This window comes from Kitasatospora sp. Ki12 (assembly GCF_054601375.1).
In genome coordinates this window covers 176,924-202,624 of the sequence record NZ_BAAIHT010000003.1, presented here as the reverse complement: position 1 = coordinate 202,624, position 25,701 = coordinate 176,924, and the positions used below count along the sequence as shown (strand labels likewise).

General features: G+C 72.4%; 20 protein-coding genes and 2 pseudogenes. 10 read left to right on the top strand and 12 right to left on the bottom strand.

Features of this window, described 5'->3' with window-relative positions; genetic code table 11:
• Positions 1 to 200: 200 nt before the first annotated feature.
• From ACYP53_RS31655 to aspA, 5 genes are all read left to right on the top strand, one after another.
• Positions 201 to 2,906, top strand: coding sequence for a glycosyl hydrolase (locus tag ACYP53_RS31655; RefSeq protein WP_459649965.1), 2,706 nt, complete (start codon positions 201 to 203; stop codon positions 2,904 to 2,906).
• A 294-nt stretch (positions 2,907 to 3,200) separates the two neighbouring features.
• On the top strand, positions 3,201 to 3,878 hold the full coding sequence (locus ACYP53_RS31650) for a FadR/GntR family transcriptional regulator (protein WP_189922005.1): 678 nt from the start codon (positions 3,201 to 3,203) through the stop codon (positions 3,876 to 3,878).
• On the top strand, positions 3,875 to 5,314 hold the full coding sequence (locus ACYP53_RS31645) for an amino acid permease (protein ID WP_459649964.1): 1,440 nt from the start codon (positions 3,875 to 3,877) through the stop codon (positions 5,312 to 5,314). Before ACYP53_RS31650 ends, ACYP53_RS31645 begins: the two co-directional genes overlap by 4 nt.
• An 85-nt stretch (positions 5,315 to 5,399) precedes the next feature.
• A complete protein-coding gene (locus tag ACYP53_RS31640) occupies positions 5,400 to 6,416 on the top strand; it encodes an asparaginase (protein WP_459649963.1) in 1,017 nt (338 codons plus the stop codon).
• Between the two features lie 41 nt (positions 6,417 to 6,457).
• Entirely contained in the window at positions 6,458 to 7,867 is a 1,410-nt protein-coding gene (gene aspA, locus ACYP53_RS31635; protein WP_189921723.1) for an aspartate ammonia-lyase, read from the top strand.
• Between the two features lie 99 nt (positions 7,868 to 7,966).
• On the opposite strand, the gene ptsP is transcribed toward aspA, so the two are convergent.
• Both ptsP and ACYP53_RS31625 read right to left on the bottom strand, forming a co-directional pair.
• Complete coding sequence (ptsP, locus tag ACYP53_RS31630) at positions 7,967 to 9,628, bottom strand: phosphoenolpyruvate--protein phosphotransferase (protein ID WP_189926750.1); 1,662 nt, start codon at positions 9,626 to 9,628, stop codon at positions 7,967 to 7,969.
• On the bottom strand, positions 9,625 to 9,897 hold the full coding sequence (locus tag ACYP53_RS31625; RefSeq protein ID WP_459649962.1) for an HPr family phosphocarrier protein: 273 nt from the start codon (positions 9,895 to 9,897) through the stop codon (positions 9,625 to 9,627). Before ACYP53_RS31625 ends, ptsP begins: the two co-directional genes overlap by 4 nt.
• Positions 9,898 to 10,252: 355 nt before the next feature.
• On the opposite strand from ACYP53_RS31625, the gene ACYP53_RS31620 reads away from it, so the two are divergent.
• The 3 genes and pseudogenes from ACYP53_RS31620 (at position 10,253) to ACYP53_RS31610 (ending at position 14,218) form a co-directional block, all read left to right on the top strand.
• Entirely contained in the window at positions 10,253 to 11,014 is a 762-nt protein-coding gene (locus ACYP53_RS31620) for a DeoR/GlpR family DNA-binding transcription regulator (protein WP_189926759.1), read from the top strand.
• On the top strand, positions 11,011 to 11,970 hold the full coding sequence (gene pfkB / locus ACYP53_RS31615) for a 1-phosphofructokinase (protein WP_459649961.1): 960 nt from the start codon (positions 11,011 to 11,013) through the stop codon (positions 11,968 to 11,970). The genes ACYP53_RS31620 and pfkB overlap by 4 nt, the downstream gene beginning before the upstream one ends.
• Positions 11,971 to 12,179: 209 nt before the next feature.
• Positions 12,180 to 14,218, top strand: a pseudogene (locus ACYP53_RS31610) (PTS fructose transporter subunit IIABC).
• Between the two features lie 102 nt (positions 14,219 to 14,320).
• Here the strand turns inward: ACYP53_RS31610 and ACYP53_RS31605 are convergent.
• The 6 genes from ACYP53_RS31605 to ACYP53_RS31580 form a co-directional block, all read right to left on the bottom strand.
• Entirely contained in the window at positions 14,321 to 15,784 is a 1,464-nt protein-coding gene (locus ACYP53_RS31605) for a SulP family inorganic anion transporter (protein ID WP_459649960.1), read from the bottom strand.
• A 62-nt stretch (positions 15,785 to 15,846) separates the two neighbouring features.
• Positions 15,847 to 16,437: a carbonic anhydrase gene (locus ACYP53_RS31600; RefSeq protein WP_189926740.1), complete on the bottom strand. Its 591-nt coding sequence runs from the start codon at positions 16,435 to 16,437 to the stop codon at positions 15,847 to 15,849.
• Between the two features lie 255 nt (positions 16,438 to 16,692).
• Positions 16,693 to 17,046, bottom strand: a complete 354-nt coding sequence (locus ACYP53_RS31595) for a hypothetical protein (RefSeq protein WP_459649959.1) — start codon at positions 17,044 to 17,046, stop codon at positions 16,693 to 16,695.
• A gap of 296 nt (positions 17,047 to 17,342) precedes the next feature.
• Positions 17,343 to 18,146, bottom strand: a complete 804-nt coding sequence (locus tag ACYP53_RS31590) for a hypothetical protein (protein ID WP_459649958.1) — start codon at positions 18,144 to 18,146, stop codon at positions 17,343 to 17,345.
• The gene (locus ACYP53_RS31585) at positions 18,143 to 18,673 is read right to left on the bottom strand and encodes a SigE family RNA polymerase sigma factor (RefSeq protein WP_189926727.1); all 531 of its coding nucleotides are present in this window, start codon (positions 18,671 to 18,673) and stop codon (positions 18,143 to 18,145) included. The genes ACYP53_RS31590 and ACYP53_RS31585 overlap by 4 nt, the downstream gene beginning before the upstream one ends.
• A gap of 128 nt (positions 18,674 to 18,801) precedes the next feature.
• Positions 18,802 to 19,833, bottom strand: coding sequence for an expansin EXLX1 family cellulose-binding protein (locus ACYP53_RS31580; RefSeq protein WP_459649957.1), 1,032 nt, complete (start codon positions 19,831 to 19,833; stop codon positions 18,802 to 18,804).
• Between the two features lie 296 nt (positions 19,834 to 20,129).
• Here ACYP53_RS31580 and ACYP53_RS31575 point away from each other — a divergent pair, with 296 nt between their 5' ends.
• Together ACYP53_RS31575 and ACYP53_RS31570 are read left to right on the top strand one after the other, a co-directional pair.
• Positions 20,130 to 20,492: a DUF1304 domain-containing protein gene (locus ACYP53_RS31575; protein ID WP_189926722.1), complete on the top strand. Its 363-nt coding sequence runs from the start codon at positions 20,130 to 20,132 to the stop codon at positions 20,490 to 20,492.
• Positions 20,493 to 20,628: 136 nt separating this feature from the next.
• The gene (locus ACYP53_RS31570) at positions 20,629 to 20,889 is read left to right on the top strand and encodes a hypothetical protein (RefSeq protein WP_459649956.1); all 261 of its coding nucleotides are present in this window, start codon (positions 20,629 to 20,631) and stop codon (positions 20,887 to 20,889) included.
• Positions 20,890 to 21,258: 369 nt separating this feature from the next.
• Here ACYP53_RS31570 and ACYP53_RS31565 read toward each other — a convergent pair.
• From ACYP53_RS31565 to chvE, 4 genes and pseudogenes are all read right to left on the bottom strand, one after another.
• Positions 21,259 to 21,315: pseudogene (locus ACYP53_RS31565) on the bottom strand (hypothetical protein); the annotation flags it as partial.
• A gap of 247 nt (positions 21,316 to 21,562) precedes the next feature.
• Complete coding sequence (gene mmsB / locus ACYP53_RS31560) at positions 21,563 to 22,798, bottom strand: multiple monosaccharide ABC transporter permease (RefSeq protein WP_189926720.1); 1,236 nt, start codon at positions 22,796 to 22,798, stop codon at positions 21,563 to 21,565.
• 3 nt (positions 22,799 to 22,801) lie between these two features.
• Positions 22,802 to 24,349: a multiple monosaccharide ABC transporter ATP-binding protein gene (gene mmsA / locus ACYP53_RS31555; RefSeq protein WP_189926718.1), complete on the bottom strand. Its 1,548-nt coding sequence runs from the start codon at positions 24,347 to 24,349 to the stop codon at positions 22,802 to 22,804.
• Between the two features lie 116 nt (positions 24,350 to 24,465).
• Positions 24,466 to 25,560, bottom strand: coding sequence for a multiple monosaccharide ABC transporter substrate-binding protein (gene chvE, locus ACYP53_RS31550; protein ID WP_308437665.1), 1,095 nt, complete (start codon positions 25,558 to 25,560; stop codon positions 24,466 to 24,468).
• Positions 25,561 to 25,701 lie beyond the last annotated feature (141 nt).

Here is a 25,701-nt window from a genome sequence, read left to right as displayed (position 1 = left end):
CCGGCGCGCGACCGTCCGCACCCGGCGCCCCGCACCCCGGCGTTCCCATTCGGTGAATGCCAACTGTCCAAAACCGTAAGGCCATTACCGGGTTCTTACCGTAGGGCTCTTCCCTCGGCCGGATCGGCTTAGCAGGCTTCCCCGTGTTCCGCCGGGTGGCGCGACCGCGCGACCCGCCGCACTGGGGAGGACCCACCATCGTGCCCACCAGGCAACGCCGACGGCTGCTGCTGCCCGCCGTCACCCTGACCGCGCTCGGACTGACCACCACCCAGGCCCTCGCCGCGCCGTCCGCGACGCCCGACCCGCGCCCGCACCAGGCCCAGCACCAGACCGAGGTCGGGAAGAAGCACGCGAAGAAGGTCCGGGGCGGGGGCGCCACCGCCGGCCCGGCCTTCACCGCCAAGGCCGACGCCCCCGGCGAGGACGAGGGCGACGAGGCCGAGAACTCCGCCGAGGGCACCGCCCAGTACACCGAGGCCCGCACCGCCCCCGGCGTGGTCGCCCCGGGCGCCTACGGCGCGGCCTGGGCGCAGTTGCAGTCGATGCCGCGTACCGGCGGCAACTGGGACCACGTCACGGACAAGCCGTACGACTCCGACGACCCGCGCTACCGCGACGTCAACTCCAACTCGAGCGGCGGCTCCGGCTACGTCACCGGCCGGATCACCGGCATCGCCGCCGACGACGACGGCTACGTCTACGCGGGCGGCGCCAACGGCGGGGTGTTCCGCTCCCGCACCGGCGGCGGCCAGTGGCAGTCCATCTCGGACAAGCTGCCGTCCCTGTCGACCGGCACGCTCGACCTGGACGGCTCCGGCCGGCTCTGGTACGCCACCGGTGAGTCCAACACCGGCGCCACCTCGTACGTCGGAACCGGCGTGTACGTGCTCCCCGACCCCAAGCACGGCGAGTTCCAGCCCGGTATGCGGGTGGGCGGCGCGGAGCTGGAGTCGACCATCGTCCACGCGCTGCGCTTCGGCGGCGGCAAGGTGTGGGCGGCGACCAGCCGGGGTGTCTGGAGCCACTCGGCCACCACGCTGTCCGGCCCCTGGACGCTGGAGTTCGCGCCCAACCCCGAGTACCTGCCGGGCGGTTCGAAGGCCGGGGACCCGGCCGCGCCGTACAAGAACATCGCCAACGACATCGCGATCGACCCCAAGGACCCGGGCAAGGTGGTCCTGGCGGTGGGCTGGCGCGGCGGCGACACCTACAACGGCTTCTACGGCAAGGCGGCGGACGGCACCTGGCAGCGCGTCGGGTCGCTCGGCGACCTGCCGACGGACGCGGCGAACGTGGGCAACGTGACCTTCGCCGCCTCGGCGGACGGCTCGCGCTACTACGCGATCGACCAGTCCCCGGCGGTCATGGCGAGCGACCCGGACACCGGCCTCAAGGGCATCTACGTCTCCACGTCCGGTTCCCCCTTCGGCCCGTGGACCCAGATCGCGGACAAGGACAAGCTGAAGAACTCCGGCTCCGCGCTCCAGGACGAGGGCTACCAGCCCGGCATCCAGGCCTGGTACAACCAGTTCCTCCGGGTCGACCCGGCCGACCCCGACCACGTCTACGCCGGCCTGGAGGAGGTGCTGGAGACGAAGAACGGCGGCACCACCTGGACCGTCCCGGGCCCGTACTGGAACTTCGGCTTCCCCTGCTGGAGCATCGACCCGGCCAAGCAGACCGGCGACTGCTCGCAGACCACCCACTCCGACCAGCACGCCGTCGCCTTCGGCAGGTACAAGGGCAAGACCAGCGTGTACGTCGGCAACGACGGCGGCATCTACAGCCGCCCGGTCAACGGCGCGGCCGACGCCTCCGGCCACGCCACCGACTGGAAGTCGCTGGGCGACGGCACCATCGACACCCTGCAGTACTACTCGGTCGGCGTCGGCAAGGACCCGGCGGACCGCTCCGGCAAGGGCGTGATCGTCAGCGGCGGCCTGCAGGACAACGGCCAGTCCATCCTGCGCGCCCACGACAAGGTGATGGGCTCCAACTTCGGCGGCGACGGCGCCGACACCCTCGTCGACCCGGCCAACGGCTGCAACATCGCCGAGGAGTACGTCTACCTCGACATGTGGGTCACCCAGAACTGCGCCGTCAACAACGGCGGTTGGAAGACCGACCCCACCAAGGCCACCTCCTACGAGGTCGCGCCGCCCGACAAGGACACCAGCGCCGCGCGCTTCATCGCGCCGATCACCGCCGACCCGAAGGACGGCAACACCTGGATCGCCGGCGGCCGGCACGTCTGGGTCCAGCACAAGGGCTACGCGATCCGCAGCGGCAGCGAGTGGACCTCCGCCTACGACCTGGGCGCCGGCCACGTCGCCACGGCGGTCGCGACCGTCGACGGCACCGTGTACGCGGGCTGGTGCGGCCCGTGCAACAACGTCGGCTTCAGCCGCGGCATCGCGGTCGGCAAGACCGACGGCACCGGCTGGCACCAGCTCGACCTGCCGGTCGACGGCACCCTGCCGAACCGGTACATCTCCTCCTTCGCGGTGGACGAGAAGGACGCCCGGCACGTCCTGGTCGCCTTCAACGGCTTCTCGCGCACCTGGACCGAGGGCCCCGGCGCGGGGGTCGGCCACCTCTTCGAGACCCACGACGGCGGCGCCACCTGGACCGACGTCTCGGCCAACCTGCCCGACGTCCCCGCCACCTCCGTCAAGATCCTGCCGAACGGCGGCCTCGCCCTCGGCAGCGACCTCGCCGCCTTCTACCGCGCGCCCGGTGAGACCGACTTCCGGGTGCTGGGCCGCAACCTGCCCACCACGGCGGTGCAGCAGCTGAAGACCGGCCCGGACGGCAGGCTCTACGCCGCCACCTTCGGCCGCGGCATCTGGTCCTTCGACCTGCGCCGCCTCGGCCGCGGCCGCTACGACGAGCAGGCCGACTGATCGGTGGACCACTCGACCGGTCGTCCCTGAGCCGGTCACCGCTCGACCGGTCACCACCGGTCGGTCACCACCGGGCAGCCTGCCCGGGCGGTCGACCGGCCTGACCAGCACGGAGTGACGACGGAGGCTCCCCCGGCCCGGCCGGGGAGCCTCCGTCGCGTGTTCGGGCGACGTTCAGCGAGGCGTCGTCTCGGCGCCGGTCTCTTGACACCGCCGGGCCGCAGCCCTCAGGATCGGCCCGTGAACCTGTCAGACAGCCAGACAGGCGGCTCGGTCCCGCGGCGCGTCAGCGCCATGGAAGCGGTGTTCGGCCACCTGCGCAGCGCCATCGAGCGCGGTGAGTACGCCGTAGGGGACAAGCTTCCGTCCGAGGCCGAGCTCTGCCGGACCCTGGAAGTCAGCCGGCCCGTGCTGCGGGAGGCGCTGCGGGCCCTCCAGACCATGGGCCTGACCGTCTCGCGGACCGGCAAGGGGACCTTCGTCGTGGCCAACACGGTCGAGGACCCCACCTTCGGCGACTACGCCGCCAGCGACCTTCTGGAGGTGCGTCGGCACGTCGAGATCCCGGTCGCCGGGTACGCCGCGCTGCGCCGCACCCCGGAGGACCTGGACCACCTGTCCCACCTGCTCGACCGGATGGAGCGGGAGACCGACACCACCGCGTGGGTCGCGCTGGACACCGTCTTCCACCTGGGGGTGGCCGAGGCCTCCCGCAACCCGGTGTTCCGCCGGGTCATCGAGGAGATCCGGGACGCGCTGGCGCGTCAGTCGACCTTCCTCAACGAACTGGGCGGGCGGCGCGAGCAGTCCAACTGCGAACACCGGGCGATCGTCGAGGCGCTGATCGACGGTTCCGAGCGCGACGCGGTGGCGGCCATGTCGCACCACCTGCACCGCGTCGAGACGACCCTCACCGACATCGTGCGCCCCGGGCGCGCGGAGTCCCCGACGGAAGGCAGACCAGAGGCGTGAGCGAGCAGTTCCTCAAGGACGAGCAACTCCCCACGACCCGTCACGTCGATGCCGGAGACACCGGCTACAGCAAGTCCCTGAAACCCCGCCATGTCAACATGATCGCGATCGGCGGTGCGATCGGCACCGGGCTCTTCCTCGGCGCGGGCGGACGCCTCGCCGAAGCCGGGCCCTCGCTGTTCGTCGCGTACGCGGTCTGCGGCGTCTTCGCGTTCCTCGTCGTCCGCGCGCTGGGCGAACTCGTCCTGTACCGCCCGTCCTCCGGCGCCTTCGTGTCGTACGCCCGGGAGTTCCTGGGCGAGAAGGGCGCGTACACGGCGGGCTGGATGTACTTCCTCAACTGGGCGACCACCGGCATCGCCGACATCACCGCCGTCGCCACGTACACCCACTACTGGCACCTGTTCTCCGACGTCCCGCAGTGGGTGATCGCGCTCGTGGCCCTGGCCGTGGTCCTCACCGTGAACCTGATCTCGGTGCGGATCTTCGGCGAACTGGAGTTCTGGTTCGCCATCGTCAAGGTCAGCGCCCTGGTGGTCTTCATGGGCATCGGGATCTTCCTGCTCGTCACCCGGCACCCCGTGGACGGCGCGGTCCCCGGCCCGTCGCTGATCACCGACAACGGCGGGATCTTCCCCAACGGCCTGCTGCCGATGCTGCTGATCGTCCAGGGCGTGGTGTTCGCCTACGCCTCCGTCGAACTGGTCGGCGTCACGGCCGGGGAGACCGAGAACCCCGAGAAGATCATGCCGAAGGCGATCAACTCGATCATGTGGCGGGTGGGCCTGTTCTACGTCGGCTCGGTCGTCCTGCTGTCGATGCTGATGCCGTGGAACAAGTACACCGCCGGCCAGAGCCCGTTCGTGACCGTGCTCTCCCACGTCGGGGTCCCGGCGGCCGACAGCGTGATGAACCTGGTCGTCCTCACCGCGGCCATGTCCTCGCTCAACTCCGGCCTCTACTCGACCGGGCGGATCCTGCGCTCGATGGCGGTCAACGGCTCCGCTCCGCGCTTCACCGCGCGGATGAGCCGCAGCCAGGTGCCGTACGGCGGCATCCTGCTCACCAGCGGCATGTGCGTCCTCGGTGTCGGCCTCAACTTCGTGGTCCCGGCCGACGCCTTCGAGATCGTGCTCAACCTCGCGGCGATCGGCATCCTCGCCACCTGGGGCATGATCATGGTCTGCCACCTCCTGTTCTGGCGCAAGACCCAGGCCGGCGAGCTCACCCGCCCCGGCTACCGGCTGCCGGGCTCCCCGTGGACCGAGCTCGTGACGCTCGCCTTCCTCGCCTCGGTCCTGGTCCTCATGTACGCCGACGGCGGTGCCGCGCGCACCACCGTGCTCTGCGTGCCGCTGATCGCCGCGGCACTGGTCGCCGGCTGGTACGCGGTCCGCCGCGGCCTCGCCCGCGCCGCGAGCGACGATCGTTCCTGACTGTCAGTCAGAACACCGGCGGCCGACAGGACTTCGTGATCCTGGCCGCCGGCCGAAGCAACCCCCACCATCGAACGAGGCAGTGATGCTCAGCAGTTCCCTCGCGGACGCGCCCCCGATCCGTGAGCCCCTCCACGCGCCCGTCGCCCACGTCATACGCGGCGGCCTGGTCGAGGGGATCCACTACGGTTCCGTCGTCGTCCTCGGCGCCGACGGCGAACCGCGGTTCCGCACCGGCGACATCGAGGCGGCCTGCTACCCGCGGTCCGCGCTCAAGCCCGTGCAGGCCGTCGCCATGGTGCGGGCCGGTCTGCCGCTCGACGGCGACCTGCTCTCCCTGGCGATGGGCAGCCACTCCGGCGAGGAACGCCACCTCGCCGGGGCCCGCCGGATCCTCGCACTGGCCGGCCTCACCGAGGACGACCTGCGCAACGTCCCAGACCTGCCGTACGGCGCGGCCGTCCGGGACGCCTGGGTCCGGGAGGGCCGCAGGCCCTCCCGGCTCGCCCAGAACTGCTCCGGCAAGCACGCCGCGATGCTGTACCTCTGCGTGCTCAACGGCTGGCCCCCGGACAGCTACCTCGACCCGGCCCACCCGCTCCAGAGGGCGATCGCCGAGGCCGTCGAGGAGCTCACCGGGCAGCACACCGCCAACGTCACCGTGGACGGCTGCGGCTCCCCGCTGTTCTCGGTCTCCCTGCACGGCCTCGCCCGCGCTGCCGCCCGCATCGCCACGGGGGCGCCGGGCACGGCCGAGCGGCGGGTGGCGGACGCGCTGCGCGGCCACCCGGAAATGGCCTCCGGCGCGGGGCGGGACGTGGCCGAGCTGATGCGCGCGGTGCCCGGGCTGATCGCCAAGGACGGCTTCGAGGGCGTCCAGATCGCCGCGCTCCCGGACGGCCGAGCCGTCGCCGTGAAGATCGCCGACGGGGCGGACCGGGCGCGCGTCCCGGTGGCCGCCGCCGCCCTGGCCCGGGCCGGAGTCGACCCGAGGCTGCTGACGGCCTTCGCCGGGGAGCCGACGACCGGCGGCGGCCGGACCGTCGGCGGCATCCGGCCGGTGGCGGCGATGGACCCGCCCGCCGTACCCGCTCCCGCCTGACACGCCGCCCCAGACCACCCCACCTCAGGAAGAGGACCCGCATGACCGCCGCCACCCGAAGCGAACACGACCTGCTCGGGGACCGCGACGTCCCCGCCGACGCCTACTGGGGCGTCCACACCCTGCGCGCCACCGAGAACTTCCCCATCACGGGCACGCCCATCTCCGCGTACCCGCACCTGATCGACGCCCTGGCCGCCGTGAAGGAGGCCGCCGCCCTCGCCAACGAGGAGCTCGGCCTGCTGGAGCCGCGGAAGGCCGCCGCGATCGTCGGCGCCTGCCGCGAGATCCGCGGCGGGAAGCTGCACGACCAGTTCGTCGTCGACGTCATCCAGGGCGGCGCCGGCACCTCGACCAACATGAACGCCAACGAGGTCGTCGCCAACCGGGCGCTGGAGCTGCTGGGCCACGCCAGGGGCGAGTACGGGCACCTGCACCCCAACGAGGACGTCAACCTCGGCCAGTCCACCAACGACGTCTACCCGACGGCCGTCCGGATCGCGACCGTCTACGCGGTGCGTGGCCTGCTCGACGCGATGGCCGTCCTCCAGGACGCCTTCGCGGCCAAGTCCGCCGAGTTCCGCGACGTGCTGAAGATGGGCCGCACCCAGCTGCAGGACGCCGTACCGATGACGCTCGGGCAGGAGTTCTCCGCCTTCGCCGTCATGCTCGACGAGGACCGCAGCCGGCTCGCGGAAGCCGTCGAGCTGATCCAGGAGATCAACCTCGGCGCGACGGCGATCGGCACGGGGCTCAACGCCCCCGCCGGGTACGCCGAATCGGCCCGGCGCCACCTCGCCGACATCACCGGGCTGCCCCTGGTCACCGCGGCCAACCTGGTCGAAGCGACCCAGGACTGCGGCGCGTTCGTCCAGATGTCCGGCGTGCTCAAGCGCGTCGCCGTCAAGCTGTCCAAGACCTGCAACGACCTGCGGCTGCTGTCCTCCGGACCGCGCGCGGGCCTCGGCGAGATCAACCTGCCGCCGGTGCAGGCCGGTTCGAGCATCATGCCGGGCAAGGTCAACCCGGTGATCCCCGAAGTCGTCAACCAGGTCGCCTTCGAGGTGATCGGCAACGACGTCGCCGTCACCATGGCCGCCGAGGCCGGGCAGCTCCAGCTCAACGCCTTCGAGCCGATCATCCTGCACTCGCTGTCGGAGTCCGTCACCCACCTGCGCGCGGCCTGCCTCACCCTCGCCGAGCGCTGCGTGGTCGGCATCACCGCCAACACCGAGGCGCTGCGCGCGACCGTCGAGAACTCCATCGGCCTGGTGACCGCCCTCAACCCGCACATCGGGTACACGGCCGCCACCGCCATCGCCAAGGAGGCCCTGGCCGACGGCCGGGGCGTGGCCGAACTCGTCCTGGAGAAGGGCCTGCTCCCGGCGGAGAAGCTCGCCGCCCTGCTGCGGCCCGAGGTCATCGCCGGCAGCGGAGCGGCCCTGGGCTGACGACGGGCCGCGGCCGGTTCCCCCGGCCAGGCATCGCACGGACGGCGGGCGGCCGCACCGGAACACCGGTGCGGCCGCCCGCCGTTGCCGTGCCGCGCCTCACCGGCCTCCGGCGATCCTCGACCGGACCTTGCCGCGGGCGTCGGCGGCGTCCTCGGCGCGCAGGGCCAGCTCGGCGAGTTCGCGGCACTCCGCGAGGGTGTGCGCGGCCAGGGCCGCCCGGACCTCGGGGAGCGAGGCCGGTGCGGCCGACAGGCTGGTGATGCCGAGGCCGACCAGCACCAGGGCGAGCTCCGGGTCGGCGGCGGCTTCGCCGCACACACCGATCGGACGGCCGTGCCCGGCCGCGGCCCTGGCGGCCGCGGCGACCAGGTCGAGCAGGGCCGGCTGCCACGGGTCGAGCAGTTCGGCGAGGGAGCCGAGCGTGCGGTCGGCCGCGAAGGTGTACTGGGCCAGGTCGTTGGTGCCGACGCTGAAGAAGTCACAGACCTCGGCCAGCCGGTCGGCACGCAGGGCGGCCGCCGGGACCTCGATCATCGCACCGGCCAGCGGCAGGCCGTGGGCGCGGACCCGGGCGGCGAACTCGGCGGCCTCCCGCGGGAGCGACACCATCGGGGCCATCACCCAGACCTGCGCGGTGCCGCCCTCGGCGGCGTCGGCGATCGCGGCGAGCTGGGTCTCCAGGAGCTGGGGGTCGCGGGCGGCCGTGCGCAGACCGCGGACGCCCAGGGCCGGGTTCTCCTCGTCGGCGGCCGTGGCGAAGGGCAGCGGTTTGTCCGCGCCCGCGTCGAGGGTGCGGACGACCACCCGGCGGCCGGCGAAGGCCGCGAAGACCTGCCGGTAGGCGGCGGCCTGTTCGGCGAGGCTCGGTGCCTCGGCGCGGTCCAGGAAGAGGAACTCGGTGCGGAACAGGCCCACGCCCTCGGCGTCGGCGGCGGCCGCGCCGGCCAGCTCGTGCGGCGCACCGAGGTTGACCAGCAGCGCGACCGGGTGGCCGTCCGCCGTCCGGCCGGGCCCCCGGACCCCGGCGAGCAGTTCGCGGCGGCGGCGCTCCCGCTCGGCGGCCCGCTCGACCGCCTCCGGGCTCGGGTCGGGCTCGACCAGGCCGTCCGCGCCGTGCACCAGGACGGACCGGCCGTCCGCCAGCTCCATGGCACCGGCGCAGCCGACCACGGCGGGCACGCCGAGCGCCTTGGCGAGGATGGCGGTGTGGCTGGTCGGGCCGCCGCGGACGGTGACCAGGGCGAGCACCCGGGCGGGGTCGAGCAGCGCGGTGTCCGCGGGCGCCAGGTCGTCGGCGACCAGGACGTACGGGTGCCCGGGGTCGGGCAGGCCGGGCACGGGCAGGCCGAGCAGGTGGGCCACCGCGCGGTCGCGCAGGTCGTCCAGGTCGGCGACGCGCTCCGCGAAGTGACCGCCGGCGGCGACCAGCGCGGCGCGGAAGCCGGCGAAGGCGGCGGTGAGCGCGTGGGCGCCGTCGGTGCCCCGTTCGACCAGGGCGGCCGCCTCGTCGGCGAGGACCGGGTCGGCGGCCATCATGGCCTGGGCGGCGAGCACCTCGGAACCGGCGCCGCTGACGCGGGCGGCGCGCCCGTCCAGGTCGGCGACGACCGCACCGAGGGCGGCGCGGACCGCCGCCGCCTCGGCCGCCTGGTCGGCGACGGGCCTCGGGGCGGGCAGCGCGGGGACGGACGCCATCCGGGCGACCGGGCCTGCCGCGCTGCCCGTACCGACGCCGATCCCGCGGATCGGATCGCTCATGCCGCTGCGTCGAGGTCGGAGGCGAGCAGGTCGCCGAGCGCCGTCAGCGCGTCCTGGGCCTGGTCGCCGACCGCGGTGAGCTCCAGGGTCTCGCCGCAACCGGCCGCGAGGGCGAGGACGGAGAGCAGGCTGCGGGCGTCGACCGGGGCCTGGCCCGGGCGGCCGACGGTGACCTTCGCCGGCTGGCGGGCCGCGGCCTGGACGAACAGCGAGGCCGGGCGGGCGTGCAGGCCGCTCCGGGAGCCGACGGTGACCTGGATCGAGTGCATGGGGAGGTCCTTGGAGGAGGTCGGAGGAGAGAGGGGCCCGTCGAACCGGGTGGGAGCCGGGTCGGCGGGGGAGTGGGCACGGTGGCCCGCGCGGGGGGTGGGCGCGGGCCACCGTGACCGGAACCCGGTCTCCGCGGTACGGGGGCAGTGGCGGAGGACCGGGCATGCTGTGGTTTCACGCCCGTTAGCGCGTTGTTTCGATTGGTTCTACGCCCGATCTCCGAGCGGTGTCAACATGTTCGGGCAAATTCAAAGATGCGGGCAGGAGCCCGTCCGACCTCTTGCTTTTTCGGTCGGAGCGCGTATGGTCGGCCTGAACCAAGCGTGAACAGACATGAAACGGACTCAATCCCACATGTACGCACCCGAGCGGCAGCAAGAGATCCTCCGCCTCGCCCAGGAACAGGGCCGGGTGGACGTGCCGACGCTGGCCGAGGACTTCGGCGTCACGCAGGAGACCATCCGGCGTGACCTGAGCGCCCTCGACCGGGCCGGCCTGCTGCACCGGGTGCACGGCGGCGCGCTGCCCGTCGGCGCACTGCACCTGGAGCCCGGCCTGGCCGAACGCGACTCCACGGCCGCGGCCGAGAAGGAACGCATCGCCAAGGCGGCCCTGGCCCTGCTGCCCAGCGAGGGCAGCGTCATCCTGGACGCCGGGACGACCGTCTCCCGGCTGGCCGGCCTGCTGCCCGCCGACTGCACGCTCACCGTCGTCACCAACGCCCTCCCGGTCGCCGCCCGGCTGGCCGACCACCGCGGGCTCGCCCTCCACCTGGTCGGAGGCCGGCTGCGCCACCGCACCCAGGCCGCCGTCGACACCTGGGCGCTGCGCGACCTGGCGGACATCCACGCGGACGTCGCCGTGGTCGCCACCAACGGCTTCTCCCCGGAGGGCGGCCTCTCCACGCCGGACCTCGCCGAGGCCGCCGTCAAGCGGGCCATGCTCACCGGTGCCCGGCGGGTGGTCCTGGTGGCCGACTCCTCCAAGTACGGCGCCCGCCACTTCGCCCGCTTCGGCTCGCTGGACCAGGTGGACGTGCTGGTCACGGACACCGGGCTGACCGACGAGCAGACCGCCGAGATCGAGAACCACGGACCGGAAGTCATTCGCGCATGATCGTCACCATCACCCCCAACCCCAGCCTCGACCGCACCTACGAACTGGGCACCCTCGTCCCGGGCGAGGTCAACCGGGCCTCGCACGACCGGCTCGACCCGGGCGGCAAGGGCGTCAACGTCTCCCGCGCGCTCACCGCCGCCGGCCACCGCAGCAGCGCCGTCCTCCCCCTCGGCGGCCTCTCCGGCCAGCTGCTCGCCGACCTGCTGCGCCGCCAGGGCATCGAGGTCGCGGCGGTCACGATCGCGGGCGACACCCGGATCAACGTCTCGATCGCCGAGGACGGCGGCAGCCTCACGAAGATCAACGCGGTGGGCCCCGAGCTCAGCGCCGCCGAGTCCGCCGCACTGCTGGCGCTCGTCCGCGACGCCCAGAAGACCGGACAGGGCACCGGGAACGACGTGGCCTGGCTCGCCTGCTGCGGCAGCCTGCCGCGCGGACTGGCACCCGAGTGGTACGCCGAGGTGGTCGCCCAGGTGCACTCGGGCGGCGCCCGGATCGCCCTGGACACCTCCGGCCCCGCGCTGCTGGCCGCCCTCTCGGCCCGCCCCGACGTGGTCAAGCCGAACCGGGAGGAGCTCGCGGAGGCCGTGGGCCGCCCGGTCCGCACCGTCGGCGAGGCCGTGGACGCGGCCGAGGAGCTGCGCGGACGCGGCGCCCAGCAGGTCCTCGCCAGCCTCGGCGCGGACGGGATGCTGCTGATCGCCGAGGACGGCAGCTGGTACGGCAGCGCGCCGGTCGCCGTCGTCCGCAGCGACGTGGGCGCGGGCGACGCCTCGCTCGCGGGCTTCCTCGGAGCCGGTGGGGCCGGCCCCGAGGCGCTCGCGGCGGCCCTGGCGCACGGCGCCGCCGCCGTACAACTGCCGGGGAGCGTCATGCCGACCCCGGCCGACCTGGACCCGGCCGCGGTGGTCGTGACGGCGGACCTCCCGCTCGAACGGCCGCTCCGCGGTTGAGAACGGCCTGCCGAGGGCGCGTCGACGGACCCGAGCCGAACGCGCCACCCGCCCGGCCGCCGCGACCGCGGCGGGCCGGGCGGGCACTCCGCAGGCGAACCTCCGGCCTCCAGCGCCGGAGGGAGCACGCCCGACCGTGTGGGACGGAAGGGCGACCGAATTCCCGGGGGCAAGGGAAACTGTCAGGAACCAGTCGAAGGACCGACACGATGAGCGACACCAGCGGACTGATCACACCCGCACTCGTTGACCTCTACCTCGCCCCCGAGGACAAGAGCGAAGCGCTGCGCGCCCTCGCCCAGCGGCTGGTCGCCGAGGGCCGGGTCACCGACCTCGACGGCTTCCTCGCCGACATCGCCGCCCGCGAGGCGCAGGCCCCGACCGGGATGGGCGACGGGATCGGCATCCCGCACTGCAGATCGCCCCACGTCACCCAGCCGAGCCTGGCCTTCGGCCGCAGCGCGAAGGGCGTGGACTTCGACGCCCCGGACGGACGGCCCGCGGACCTGATCTTCATGATCGCGGCACCGGCCGGCGCGGACGACACCCACCTGCAGATCCTCGCCGCGCTGGCCCGCCGACTGATGGACCCCGCCTTCACCGGGGCCCTGCGCGACGCCGAGAGCCCGAGCGCGGTCGCGGCGACGATCAACGGGGAGGAGGCGCCGGCCGCGGCTTCTTCGACGGCCACCGCCCCGGAGCCGAGCGCTGTTCCGGAGACGGCCGTGCCTTCCGGGACGGTCGCCGACGGCGGGCTGCGGCTGGTCGCGGTGACCTCCTGCCCGACCGGCATCGCCCACACCTACATGGCCGCCAAGGCCCTGGAGCTGGCCGCCGCCCGGGCGGGCGCGCGGATCCAGGTCGAGACCCAGGGCTCGGCCGGGACGACCCGCTCGACCCCGAGGTGATCGCGGCGGCCGACGCGGTGATCTTCGCCCATGACGTCGAGATCCGGGACCGGGCCCGCTTCGCCGGCAAGCCGACCGTGGACGTGGGCGTCAAGGCCGGCGTCAACCGCGCCGACGACCTGATCGCGCAGGCCGCCGGGCTGGTCACCGACGCCGGCGGCGCACGTCCTGCCACCGCCCCGGCCACCGCGTCGGGCACACCGGGCGCATCGGGCGCACCGGCGGGCGAGCACTGGGCCCAGCGGCTGCGCAGGTACCTGATGACGGGCGTCAGCTACATGATCCCGTTCGTCGCGGCCGGCGGTCTGCTGATCGCGCTCGCCTTCGCGATCGGCGGCTACCAGATCGCCTCCGCGCCCTCCGTGCTGGGCCACTTCGACTGGACCTCCTCGCACAGCTGGGCGGCGATGCTGTTCCAGACCGGCAAGGCCTCGTTCGGCTTCCTGGTGCCGGTCCTCTCCGGGTACATCGCCTGGGCGATCGCGGACCGGGCGGCACTGGCCGCCGGCATCGCCGGCGGTGCCATCTCGGTGGCGGTCGGCGCGGGCTTCCTCGGCGGCATCGTCTCGGGCCTGGCCGCGGGCTTCCTGGTGCTGTGGATGATCCGCTGGAACGTGCCCCGGGCGATCAAGGGCATCATGCCGGTCGTGGTGATCCCGCTGCTGTCGGTGGCGGCGGTCGGCTTCCTGATGTTCGTGGTGGTCGGTTCGCCGATCGCCTCGGCGATGAACGGTCTGACCGACTGGCTGAACGGCCTCTCCGGCTCCAACGCGATCCTGCTCGGCGTGCTGCTCGGCGCGATGATGGCCTTCGACATGGGCGGTCCGCTCAACAAGGTCGCCTACACCTTCGCGGCCGGTGCGCTCACCACCGCGGGGACCACCCCGGACGCCGGCAGCCTCAAGGTGATGGCCGCCGTGATGGCCGCCGGCATGACCCCGCCGCTGGGCATGGCCCTGGCGACCGTCGTCCGGCGCCGGCTGTTCACCCCCGACGAGCGGGAGAACGGCAAGGCCGCCTGGGTGCTCGGCGCCTCGTTCATCACCGAGGGCGCGATCCCGTTCGCGGCGGCCGACCCGCTGCGGGTCATCCCGGCGAGCATCGCCGGCAGCATGACCGCCGGCGGCCTGGTGATGGCCTTCGGCTCCACCCTGCGCGCCCCGCACGGCGGGATCTGGGTGCTCCCGCTGATCGGCAGCCCGTTCCTGTACCTGGTCGCGGTCGTGGCGGGTACGGCGGTCACCACGGCGGTCGTGGTGCTGCTCAAGGGGATGCGGAAGCCCGCCGCCCAGGCGGCCGTGGCCGCTCCCGTCGCCGGGAAGCAGCCGGCCGCCGTCTGACCGGAACCCGGTCCGATCCGGACCGAGCCGGGACCCGGACCCGAACCGAACCGGGGCGCCCGCTCGAAGGAGCGGGCGCCCCGTTCGTGTCCGCCCGGAGGATCAGCTCCGGCCGGCCAGCGCGGGTATCAGCCGTACGGCCTCGGGGGCGTTCGCGTTGTGGCGCTCGACCCACGTGGTCAACGCGGTCTGGCAGGCGTGGTCGAGGTGGCGGAGGTCCGTGAGGTCCAGCTCCAGGACCCGGTCGGTCGGCAGGGCCTCCAGGGTGTCCAGGAGCTTGGGCAGCCGCAGGAACGTGGCGTTGCCCGTCAGCCGGACCCGGATGGTGCCGGTGGGCGGCTCCTCCGTCTCCACGTGCAGCCGGGAGGTCTCCCAGGCGGTCTTGACGATCGACAGGCCCAGGCCGATCAGCACGCCCTCGAACATGTTGACGGTGACGATGGCCACGGCGGTGGCCGCGAGGACGAGCGCTTCGGAGCGGTGCTCGCGCCAGAGCGGCCCGAGCTGCTTGAACGGCAGGAGCTTGAACCCGGCGTGCACGAGCACGCCGGCGAGCGCCGCGATCGGGATGACGCCGAGGGCGGCCGGGAGCAGCGCGGCGAAGAGCAGCAGCCACGCGCCGTGCAGCACCCGGGACGCCTTGGTCCTGGCGCCGGCCTGGACGTTGGCGGCGCTGCGGACGATGACGGCGGTCATCGGCAGGGCGCCGAGCGCGCCGCACAGGGCGTTGCCCGCCCCCTGGGCCATGAGCTCCTTGTCGTAGTCGGTGCGCGGCCCGTCGTGCAGCCGGTCGACGGCCGCCGCGCTGAACAGGCTCTCGGCGGAGGCGACCAGGGTGAAGGCCACGATCGTGACGAGCAGGGCGGGGGCGAACTGGTCGAACACGCCGCTGCCCGGCGGCTGGACGGCGTCCAGCAACCCCTTGACCTCGACCTTCTTCACCGGACGGTTCAGCAGCCAGGCCGCGGCGGTGGCGAGGAGGACGGCCACCAGCGCGCCCGGGACGACCTTCACCCGGGCCGGGAGCCGCTGCCACAGCACGATCACGGCGATGGTGCCGGCGCCGATCGCGAAGGAGTACCCGGCGGCGGGCGAGGAGACGAGCCGGGCGGCGAGGCCGGGCAGGCCGAGGAGCTTGTCGATCCCGCTCGCGGGCGCCGGCCGGTCGGCCATCGCGTAGAGCTGGCCGGCGATGATGACCAGGCCGATCCCGGCCAGCATGCCCTCGACCACGGCGACGGAGATCGCGCGGAACCACCGGCCCCAGCGCAGCGCGCCCAGCAGCAGCTGGAGCAGGCCGGTGGCGGCGACCACGACGCCGAGCGCCGGCAGGCCGAACCGCTGCACCGTCTCGGCGACCAGGACGGTCAACCCGGCCGCCGGGCCGCTGACCTGGAGGCTGCTGCCGGGGAGTGCGCCGGTCACCAGGCCGCCGACGATGCCGGTGATCAGGCCGAGTTCGGCGGGTACGCCCGAGGCGACGGCGACGCCGACGCACAGCGGGAGTGCGACGAGGAAGACGACGAGTGAGGCGGTCAGGTCGTACTTGAGTGCGGGAAAACGCATGGGAGCCCTCATCCGGGGAGGTTCAGAGGTGGTGGGCCGCGGGTTCACGGCGGTCCGCGGCGTCACAGCGGCAGGAAGGCGTCGATGCCGGGGCGGTGGGTGAGGACCGCGCCGGTGTGCACCTCGTAGAACCAGGCGTGCAGGCCGAGCCGGCCCTCGTCGGCCCGGCGCGCGACGCTCGGGTGGGTGCGCAGCTTCTGCACCTGGTCCAGGACGTGGCGCTGGACCGGGCGGGCCAGGTCGTGGCTCGCCTCCCGGCCCGGCGTCAGCGCGGTGCCGTCGGCCAGCCAGTCGCGCACGGCGGGCACGCCGGTGAGGTCGTCGCCCCGTACGACGGCGCCGACGGCGCCGCAGTGCGAGTGGCCGCACACCACGATGTCGGCGATCCCCAGGACCTCGACGGCGTACTCGATGGTCGCCGCCTCGGCCGACGGGACGTGCGGGCGGTACGGCGGGACGATGTTGCCCGCGGTCCGCATCTCGAAGAGGTCCCCGGGCCGGGCGCCGGTGACGGCGGAGGGGATGATGCGGGAGTCCGAGCAGGTGATGAACAGCGCCTGCGGGTTCTGACCGGCAGCCAGTCGCCCGAAGGCGTCCGAGTCCTGCGCGGCACGGCGGCGGAAGGTGCGGGCGTGGTCGATGAATGCCTGCATGTCGATGCCTCGGGCCTTTCGGAGTCGTGTCGGAATGAGACCGTGGGGTCGTGCCCGCTCGATGCGTTCGACGCGTTCGACGCGTTCGATGCGGAGGAAGGCAGCACGCAGTGCGACGGCGGTGGCGGGGAATTACCGCCGTGGGCCGTCGTGAAGTGTCGGGCATGCCAACGTCACTGTCCGGACGTCACCGTCCGGGCGTCACCGTCGGGGTGTCGCCGTCGTCGACGGGCGTGCGGGCACGGGCGGTGCCGATCAGCAGCGGAACACCTGGAGGACCGCCGCTCTGGACTGTCTGCGCGCCCCGTACGGCGCCTCGGGGGCACCGGCCGGGGACGCGTGGCTGACGACCGGGGTTTCGTCGATCAGGGACGGCACCAACTCAGGTCGCCGCTGGGCGACTTCGACAGACCGGCTGCGCGTCGCGCACAGGCCGGGTGCGTACTTGGGGAGCGTCGCGTCCTCGACGAGCTTCGCCTCCGCGACCACCCGCGGGCCGTTGCCCACCCGGGTGAGCGCGGACACGGACTGGGACAGGGTCACCATGCCCAACACGGCCACGAGGGCCGCGGCGACGACGCCGACGACCCGCGTGACTGAGGAGGACATTGCCTGCTCCTTTCCCGTCCTTGACGCGTTCTTGGGACTCTCATGAATCCTGACGGATGGTCATGGCGGCTGGTTCCGCAATCCTGTAAACAATGTGTTAACCACCTGCGCGGATCGGTTGACGATCTCCCGATGACGGCTCCGAATGCGGGCGAATGGTGAATTGTTTGCGATGCGACCTTTCCACGGGAAGGGTGCGGCGCCGGGATTTCCGACGAGAACGCCCCGGGGAATCCGTCGCGGATTCCCCGGGGCGTGCAGCGGACGCGGCCGCTCCGGTCACGAGAGGCCGGCTCTTACCGGCCCGGGCCGAACCCTCCCCAGACCGAGGCGGGCCCGCCGGCCGACTGGGCGTCGACGCGGTAGGTGTCGTTCGCGGCGTTGCGCGCGCCGGTGGCGTGGTTGAACTGGGCGGCGAACTCGTACTGTCCGACCGCCACCGTGCGGCCCGGCTTGAGGACCCAGCGGTAGACCAGCACGCCGCCGGACTCCTGGGTGGTGGCGGTGAAGTCGTCGGCCGTCAGGGTGCACCAGTTCCCGGTGGTCCGTACGTCGCCGGTCTGGGCGACCCGCAGCTCGACGGTGAGCGAGGTGAGCGGCTGGGTGGTCTTGAGGGCCACGTTGTCCTGGGCCCAGTAGATCGTGCTGTGCGAGTCGACCGACCCGTCCGACCAGAGCGAGCCGTTCTGCGGGCGGCTGCTCGCGGAGGGGGTCGGGCGCGGACTGGCCGGGGTGGTGGTGGTCGTGGCCGGTGCGGGTGCGGGTGCGGGGGCGGGTGCCGGGGCGACGGTGCCCTGGGCCTCCGACGGCGTCGGGGAAGGGGTGACCGTCGGGGCAGGGGTGGCCGGAGTGGTGACGACCGGCTCCGACGGCGGTGGCGTCCCGATGATGGCGGCGACGGCGAAGCCTCCGGTCGCCAGGATGCCCGCGGTCGCGATGCTCGCGAGGACGGCCCTGGGCCACGACCTCGCGAACGGTGATGTGCGGTGGCGGACGGGAGGGCCGGCCGCGCCGCGTTCGACGCGGGCCAGGATCCGTGCGCGGTCCGGCTGGTGGGCCTCGGCGGCCTCGCGCAGCCGCCAGGTGATGTCCTCGTTCACCGGTTCCTCCTTCCTGCTGTCAGTTCGCCGACCGCTTGCGCGCCGAGGGCGCGCTTGAGTTCGGCCATGCCCTTCGAGGTCTGGCTCTTCACCGTACCGACCGATATGCCGAGCGCCGCGGCGGTGTCCTTCTCCGACAGGTCGAAGGCGTGGCGCATCACCACGCACGCCCGCTTGCGGAACGGCATCTTGTCGAGCGCCGTGCGGACGTCCAGCACGGCGGCCACGTCGGGGCCGTCGGTTCTCTCCGGGGCGCGGGACCAGAACAGCAGGACCCGCCGCCGTTCGCGGATCGCGCTGCGGATCCGGGCCTTGGCCATGTTGGCGACCACCCCGCGGGCGTAGGCGAGCGGGTGGTCGGCCGCGCGGAGCCGGTCCCAGCGTTGCCACAGGGCGATCAGCGCGTCCGCGGCGATGTCGTCGGCTGCGTCCGTCTCGCCGGTCAGGAGGTGGGCGAGACGGGCGAGTTCGGCGTAGTGGCGTTCGAAGAAGTCGTGGAACTCCACGGACGCGTCATCGAGGAGCATGTTCCCCGGTCGCCCTCTCCCTGCAATGTGAGCGTTAACAGGCGTGAGCCTAGCAGTGCCCGTCTCCAGGTCAGGGCGGTGGTCTCCGCTCCGGGGGAGCACCGCCGACCGGCGGGCGAGCGGCGCGCTCAATGCCGGGCGAACTGGACGCGGGTCGGCTGGACGACGTCCGGTTTCACCGCGAGTCCGTCGACGGTCAGTTGCTCCCCGTAGACGTCGGTGACCCTGATCGGCCCGCCGCACCCGCTGCCGTCCGGGGAGAGGAAGTAGTTGTAGTCGGTGCGGGTGAGCTGTCGCCAGCCGCCTCCGGCCTGGACCTCCAGCGCCGCCACCGGGTTCCGGTGGCCGATCACCTGGATCCCGCACCACCACTGGCTCGACCCGGTCTTGTAGCGGACCGACATCGTGTTCGGCGCCGTGCCCGGGCTCAGCACCGTCCAGGTGATCGGGAGCCGGCCCACCGAGAGCTCGGCGAGCTTGCTGAAGGCCTCGTGGCTGAGGTCGAGCTGCCCGGGCGCGCAGGGCAGGGGGCAGTCGTTGACGATCCGCACCGTGATGCTCGCCCCGTTGGCGGCGCGGACGAGCACGGACGCCCCGCAGGCCTTGGACGACTCGTAGTCGGTGTGGTTCATCGCCGCGATCATGAGGTCGCCGGACGGGCCGAACGAGCAGGCGCCGTTGCCGTCGGCGGCGTCGTAGGAGGTCGCGACGCCCTGGTAGTTCGTCCCGGGCTTGATCCGCCCGGCCAGGGAGGCCGTGGCCGGTGCGGCCGCCGCGGCACCGGCACCGCCGGTGGCGGCCGACGCGGACGGGGCCGCGGTGGTGCGGGTGGCGGTGGGGGTCGACGGCCGCGGGGTGGGAGTGGCCGAGGGCGACGGGGTGGCGGTGGCCGAAGGCGTGGGGCCGGTGGCCGGCGGCGAGGCCGCGGGGGGCGTGGGGTCGGCCGGGGCGGCGGTCTCCGGTGGGGTGCTCGGCCCGGTGGCCGCGACGGAGGCGGCGGCCGGCACCACGGCGCCGGCGTCGCCCCGGTCCCCGCTCTCCGGGAGGAGCGCGAAGGCCAGGCAGACCAGCACCCCGACCGCCACCAGCGCCAACGGTATGCCCAGGACCAGTCCACGCGCGCGGATCGACCGCGCGGAGGCGTGCTTCGTTGCCCTCATTCCCATCCATTCGGTAGCTCGACCCGGTCGGTCGACTCGACGTTGCACTGACCAGTGGGCGCCGGAGGCGGAAAGGTTGCCGGGCCGGCGCGGATTTTTTTCGGGGGTGGTCCACCCTCGGTGCCACCCGTCAGTTGCCGCCGGTGCGGCGGAGGTTGCCGCTCGCGCGGAATCTCTTCTCGCCGGTGCCGGGCCTTGACGATTGGGCCGGAGCCTGAACAAAATGCCGGTTCACCTGCTCACGGCAGGTCGGCTCACCACCGGTCAGGCGCCGGGTGCCGCGTACTATGCCCGGCATGTCCACAGTTGCCGTGATTGCGGTTGTCGCGCTCGCCCTCCTGCACGTCTACATCCTGGTCCTGGAGATGTTCCTCTGGACCACTCCCCGGGCCCGGGCCTCCTTCGGGACGACCGAGCAGTTCGCGGTCTCGACCAAGGCGATGGCCGCCAACCAGGGCCTGTACAACGGGTTCCTGGCGGCCGGTCTCCTCTGGGGCGCGTTCGCCTCCGACCCGGTCGGCTTCCAGGTGAGGGTCTTCTTCACGTGCTGCGTCGCCGTCGCCGGCCTGTACGGCGCCGTGACGTCCTCCCGCAAGATCCTCTTCGTGCAGACCGTGCCGGCGGTGGTCGTCCTGGTCCTGGTGCTCCTGGCCCGCTGAAACCCCGTACTGACTCCCGAACCGGATCCCGCACGACCGTCCACCGAGGGGTGCCTCTCCCGAGAGGCACCCCTCCGGCTGCTTCAACGGCAACTGGGACGCCTTCCACGACTGTTTCCACGACGCGGTGCTGAGCGTGCGCCGCGACCAGGAGGCCTCGGCGGAAACCCCCCGAGCAGCGTTGGCGGTCGTCATCCACGAGGCGGACGAGCTCCTCGTCGACGAACCTCCGATCGCCCTGGCCACCTTTCTCACCGTTCTGAGCCAGAGCGCCGGCCAGGACGGCGACAGCCCCCGGCTGGTGCTGCTTCTCGACGCCGCGCCCGACGACCTGCCCGAACTGACCGAACGCCTGGTGGCAGCCGGGTTCCCCCCGCGTCCGGCGGGCGACGCGTAGCAGAGCGCCTCAGCCGCGCAGCTTGTAGCCGAAGCCGCGGACCGTCTCGATGCGGTCGCGGCCGATCTCGGCGCGCAGCCGCATCACCTGGACGTCCATCACGTGGCGAGGATGCGCAGTTCGGGGGCGGCGGCCAGGAGCGTGGTGGCGAGCTCGGCGCAGGGGTCGATGAGGTGTTCGCAGTTGTCGAGGACGAGCAGGGCCCGCCGTTCGGCCAGGTAGTCGGCGAGCCGGTCCAGTGCGGGCAGGGCGCCGAGGTCGGGTACCCGCGGCGCGCTGGGACGCCACGGCCGTCACCGCCGAGGGGCCGTTCACCGGGGCGAGGTCCACCAGCCAGACCCCGTCGGGGAAGGCCGCGCGGGCCGCGGCGGCCACCTCCAGTGCCAGCCGGGTCTTGCCCACTCCGCCCATGCCCGTGATTGTCACCAGCCGCCGGGTGTCCAGCAGGCGCCGGATCTCGTCGATCTCCCGGCGCCTGCCCACGAAGCCGGTGAAGGGGGCGGGCAGATTGCCCTGCTCGGCGGCGGTCACCCTGGTCTGCCTCTCTCCCGCGCGGATGCGGGACCAGTCTGCACCGGCGCCCGGCCTGCCATGTTCCTGCCGCGTTACGGAAACGCGGAAGGACGGGCGCGGTGTGGGAACACCGCGCCCGTCCTCCTGCCTCCGGTCCGGGTCAGGAACCGGCCCGGCGCTTGTTGTAGACGTCGAAGCCGACGGCCGCGAGCAGCACCAGGCCCTTGATCACCTGCTGGTAGTCGGTGCCGACACCGACCAGCGACATGCCGTTGTTGAGCACGCCGAGCACCAGGCCGCCGATGATCGCGCCCATCACGGTGCCGACGCCGCCGCTGGCGGAGGCACCGCCGATGAAGGCGGCCGCGATGGCCTCCAGCTCGAAGTTGATGCCGGCCTGCGGGGTGCCGGCGTTGAGCCGCGCGGCGAAGACCAGCCCGGCCAGCGCCGCGAGGACGCCCATGTTGACGAAGGCGAGGAAGACGACCCGCTTGCTCTTCACGCCGGACAGCTTGGCCGCCGGCTCGTTGCCGCCGATGGCGTAGGTGTGCCGCCCGATGATCGAGTTGCGCATCAGGTAGCCGAAGCCGACCAGCAGCGCGCCGAGGATCAGCAGCACGATCGGCACGCCGTGGTAGCTGGCCAGCAGCATGGTGAAGGCGACCACGGCCGTGGTGATCACGGCGAGCTTGGTCAGGAACAGCGCGATCGGGAGCGGCTCCAGCCCGTACGAGACGGTCTGCCGCCGGCCGCGCACCTCCTGCAGGATCGCGACGGCCAGCACCGCGAGGCCCAGCAGCAGGGTGAGATTGTGGTAGTTGGTGCGCGGTCCGACCTCGGGGAGGAAGCCGCTGCTGATGCTCTGGAAGCCCTTGGGGAACGGCGCCACCGACTGGCCCTGGAGCAGGATCTGGGTGCCGCCGCGGAACAGCAGCATGCCCGCCAGGGTGACGATGAAGGACGGTATGCCGAGGTAGGCGATCCAGAAGCCCTGCCAGGCGCCGGCGAGGGCGCCGATCACCAGCGCGATCACCATCGCGACGGGCCACGGCAGGTGCTGCTTGACCATCATCACCGCGGCGGCGGCGCCGACGAAGGCGGCCAGTGAGCCGACCGAGAGGTCGATGTGCCCGGCGATGATGACGATCATCATCCCGATCGCCAGGATGAGGATGTAGCCGTTCTGCTGAATCAGGTTGGTGATGTTGAGCGGCTGGAGGAGGATGCCGTCCGTCCAGATCTGGAACAGCACCACGATCAGCGCGAGGGCGACCAGCATGCCGTACTGGCGCACGTTGCCGCGCAGCGCGCGGGCCAGCACGCCGCCGAGGGAGGGGCCGGGGTCGGCCTGCGGTGCCATCGGGGACGAATCCGGGGTGGTCTCGGTCTGGGCCATGCCTTACACCTGCTCGTTGCTGGATGCGGCGCTCATGGTCATGAGCCGCATGAGGGATTCCTGGGTGGCGTCGGCACGGGCGACCTCGCCGGTGATCCGGCCTTCGGCCATGGTGTAGATCCGGTCGCACAGGCCCAGGAGTTCGGGGAGTTCGGACGAGATGACGAGCACGGCCTTGCCCTGGGCGGCCAGGTCGGCGATGACGGTGTAGATCTCCGCCTTCGCGCCGATGTCGATGCCCCGGGTGGGCTCGTCGAGGATCAGCACCTCCGGCCCGGCGAAGATCCACTTGCTGAGGACGACCTTCTGCTGGTTGCCGCCGCTGAGCGTGCCGGTCCGGGTGAACACCGTCGGGGCCTTGATGTTCATGGTGCGCCGGAAGGACTCGGCGACCTTGGTCTCCTCGTGCCGGTTGACCCGGCCGAACCTGGCGACCTTGCCGAGCGCGCTCAGCGAGATGTTCCGGCTGATGTCGTCGATGAGGTTGAGGCCGAGCTGCTTGCGGTCCTCGGTGACGTACGCGATGCCGTGCCCGATCGCCTCGGGCACCGTCCGGGTGCGGATCTCCCGGCCGTGCAGCCGGACGGTGCCGGAGGCCCACCGCCCGTACGAGCGGCCGAAGACGCTCATCGCCAGCTCGGTGCGGCCGGCGCCCATCAGGCCGGCGATGCCGACGATCTCACCGCTCCGCACGTTCAGCGAGGCGCCGTCGACCACCATGCGCTGCTGGTCGATGGGGTGCCGGACGCTCCAGTCCTCGACCTCGAAGGCGAGTTCGCCGATTTCAGGGGTGCGCTCGGGGTAGCGGTGCTCCAGGTCGCGGCCGACCATGCCGCGGATGATCCGGTCCTCGGAGATGCCCTCGGGGCCGATCGCGATGGTCTCGATGGTCTGCCCGTCGCGCAGGATGGTCACGGAGTCCGCGACCCGGGCGATCTCGTTCAGCTTGTGCGAGATGATGATGCAGGAGATGCCCTGCGCCTTGAGTTCGAGGATCAGGTCGAGCAGCTTGCGGCTGTCCTCGTCGTTCAGCGCCGCGGTCGGCTCGTCCAGGATGAGCAGCTTGACCTTCTTGGCCAGCGCCTTGGCGATCTCGACCAGCTGCTGCTTGCCCACGCCGAGGTCGGCGATCCGGGTGTGAGGGCTCTCGTCGAGGCCGACCTGGCGCAGCAGTTCGGCGGCGTGGGTGAGTGTCCGGTGCCAGCTGATGATGCCGCGGGAGGCGTGCTCGTTCCCGAGGAAGACGTTCTCGGCGATGGACAGGTACGGCACCAGCGCCAGTTCCTGGTGGATGATGACGATGCCGCGCTGCTCGCTGGCCCGGATGTCCTTGAACTGGCAGGGCTCGCCCTCGAAGAGGATCTCGCCCTCGTAGGAGCCGTGCGGGTAGACGCCGCTGAGCACCTTCATCAGGGTGGACTTGCCGGCGCCGTTCTCGCCGCAGATGGCGTGCACCTCGCCGGCGGCCACGGTCAGGTTGACCTCGGAGAGCGCTTTGACACCGGGGAACGACTTGCTGATCGACCGCATTTCGAGAACGGGTCCAGCCATGGGTGTGCGTCCGTATCGTTCGGGGCGGTGCGGTGGGGGAGGGGCCCCGGGCTCCGGGGAGCCCGGGGCGCGCACCGCCGGTTTCTGCGTGGGGCCCGGTGGACGGGCCCCAGGGGCTACTTGAGCTGGTCCGCGGTGTACTGACCGCTGTCGACCAGGACCTTCTGGTAGTTGTCCTTGTCGACGCTGACCGGCTGGAGCAGCTGCGCCGGGACGGTCTTCACGCCGTTGTTGTACTGGCTGGTGTCGTTGACCTCGGGCTTGCCGCCGGTCAGCAGCGCGTCGCCCATCTGGACGGCGGCCTTGGCCAGCTGGCGGGTGTCCTTGTAGACGGTCTGGGTCTGCTCGCCCGCGATGATCGACTTCACCGAGGCCAGCTCGCCGTCCTGGCCGGTGACGACCGGCAGCGACTTGGCGGTGCCGTAGCCGACGCCCTTGAGGGAGGAGATGATGCCGATCGAGATGCCGTCGTACGGCGAGAGCACGGCGTCGACGTGGGCCGAGGTGTAGGCCTTGCTCAGCAGGTTGTCCATCCGGGACTGGGCGACACCGCCGTCCCAGCGCAGCGTGGCGACCTGGTTGAAGTCGGTCTGGCCGCTCAGCACGACCAGCTTCTTCTGGTCGATGTACGGCTTGAGGACGCTCATCGCGCCGTTGAAGAAGAAGGTGGCGTTGTTGTCGTCCGGCGAACCGGCGAACAGCTCGATGTTGAACGGGCCCTTGCCGTCCTTGAGGCCGAGCTTGTCGGCGATGTACGTGCCCTGGAGGACGCCGACCTTGGTGTTGTCGAAGGTCGCGTAGTAGTCGACGTTCGCCGTGCCGCGGATCAGCCGGTCGTAGGAGATCACCGGGATGTGGGAGTCGGCGGCCTTCTGCAGCACGTTGGTGAGGGAGGAGCCGTCGATGGCGGCGATCACCAGCAGCTTGGCGCCCTTGGTGATCATGTTCTCCACCTGGGAGACCTGGTTCTCCACCACGTTGTCGCCGTACTGCAGGTCGGTCTTGTAGCCCTTGGCCTGGAACTCCTTGACCATGTTGTTGCCGTCGTTGATCCAGCGCTCCGACGCCTTGGTGGGCATCGCGATGCCGACCAGGCCTCCCTTGGCGTCGCCCTTGGCGGGGGCGTCGCCGGCGCCGTTGGCGCTCTGGCCGCAGGCCGCCAGTGAGAGCACCAGGCCTGCGGCCACCAGGCCCGCCGAAATCTTGCGCACAGTTCCTCCAGTGATGTTCCGCGACCGGGCACAGGACGCCCCTGCTGGGCGACTGGGAGCGGTCGAGCGGTGCCGGCCGGAGCGGTCCATCGCGCTGTGGATCGTCGGGGTGGCGACGGCTCTGGCCTGGCGTGTCATGAA

Excerpts from the sequence above, each read along its gene's own strand:
- ACYP53_RS31650 (WP_189922005.1), top strand. The coding sequence starts at position 3,201 with ATGGAAGCGGTGTTCGGCCACCTGCGCAGCGCCATCGAGCGCGGTGAG.
- ACYP53_RS31640 (WP_459649963.1), top strand. The coding sequence starts at position 5,400 with ATGCTCAGCAGTTCCCTCGCGGACGCGCCCCCGATCCGTGAGCCCCTC.
- aspA (WP_189921723.1), top strand. The coding sequence starts at position 6,458 with ATGACCGCCGCCACCCGAAGCGAACACGACCTGCTCGGGGACCGCGAC.
- ptsP (WP_189926750.1), bottom strand. The coding sequence starts at position 9,628 with ATGAGCGATCCGATCCGCGGGATCGGCGTCGGTACGGGCAGCGCGGCA.
- ACYP53_RS31625 (WP_459649962.1), bottom strand. The coding sequence starts at position 9,897 with ATGCACTCGATCCAGGTCACCGTCGGCTCCCGGAGCGGCCTGCACGCC.
- ACYP53_RS31620 (WP_189926759.1), top strand. The coding sequence starts at position 10,253 with ATGTACGCACCCGAGCGGCAGCAAGAGATCCTCCGCCTCGCCCAGGAA.
- pfkB (WP_459649961.1), top strand. The coding sequence starts at position 11,011 with ATGATCGTCACCATCACCCCCAACCCCAGCCTCGACCGCACCTACGAA.
- ACYP53_RS31605 (WP_459649960.1), bottom strand. The coding sequence starts at position 15,784 with ATGCGTTTTCCCGCACTCAAGTACGACCTGACCGCCTCACTCGTCGTC.
- ACYP53_RS31600 (WP_189926740.1), bottom strand. The coding sequence starts at position 16,437 with ATGCAGGCATTCATCGACCACGCCCGCACCTTCCGCCGCCGTGCCGCG.
- ACYP53_RS31595 (WP_459649959.1), bottom strand. The coding sequence starts at position 17,046 with ATGTCCTCCTCAGTCACGCGGGTCGTCGGCGTCGTCGCCGCGGCCCTC.
- ACYP53_RS31585 (WP_189926727.1), bottom strand. The coding sequence starts at position 18,673 with ATGCTCCTCGATGACGCGTCCGTGGAGTTCCACGACTTCTTCGAACGC.
- ACYP53_RS31580 (WP_459649957.1), bottom strand. The coding sequence starts at position 19,833 with ATGAGGGCAACGAAGCACGCCTCCGCGCGGTCGATCCGCGCGCGTGGA.
- ACYP53_RS31575 (WP_189926722.1), top strand. The coding sequence starts at position 20,130 with ATGTCCACAGTTGCCGTGATTGCGGTTGTCGCGCTCGCCCTCCTGCAC.
- mmsB (WP_189926720.1), bottom strand. The coding sequence starts at position 22,798 with ATGGCCCAGACCGAGACCACCCCGGATTCGTCCCCGATGGCACCGCAG.
- mmsA (WP_189926718.1), bottom strand. The coding sequence starts at position 24,349 with ATGGCTGGACCCGTTCTCGAAATGCGGTCGATCAGCAAGTCGTTCCCC.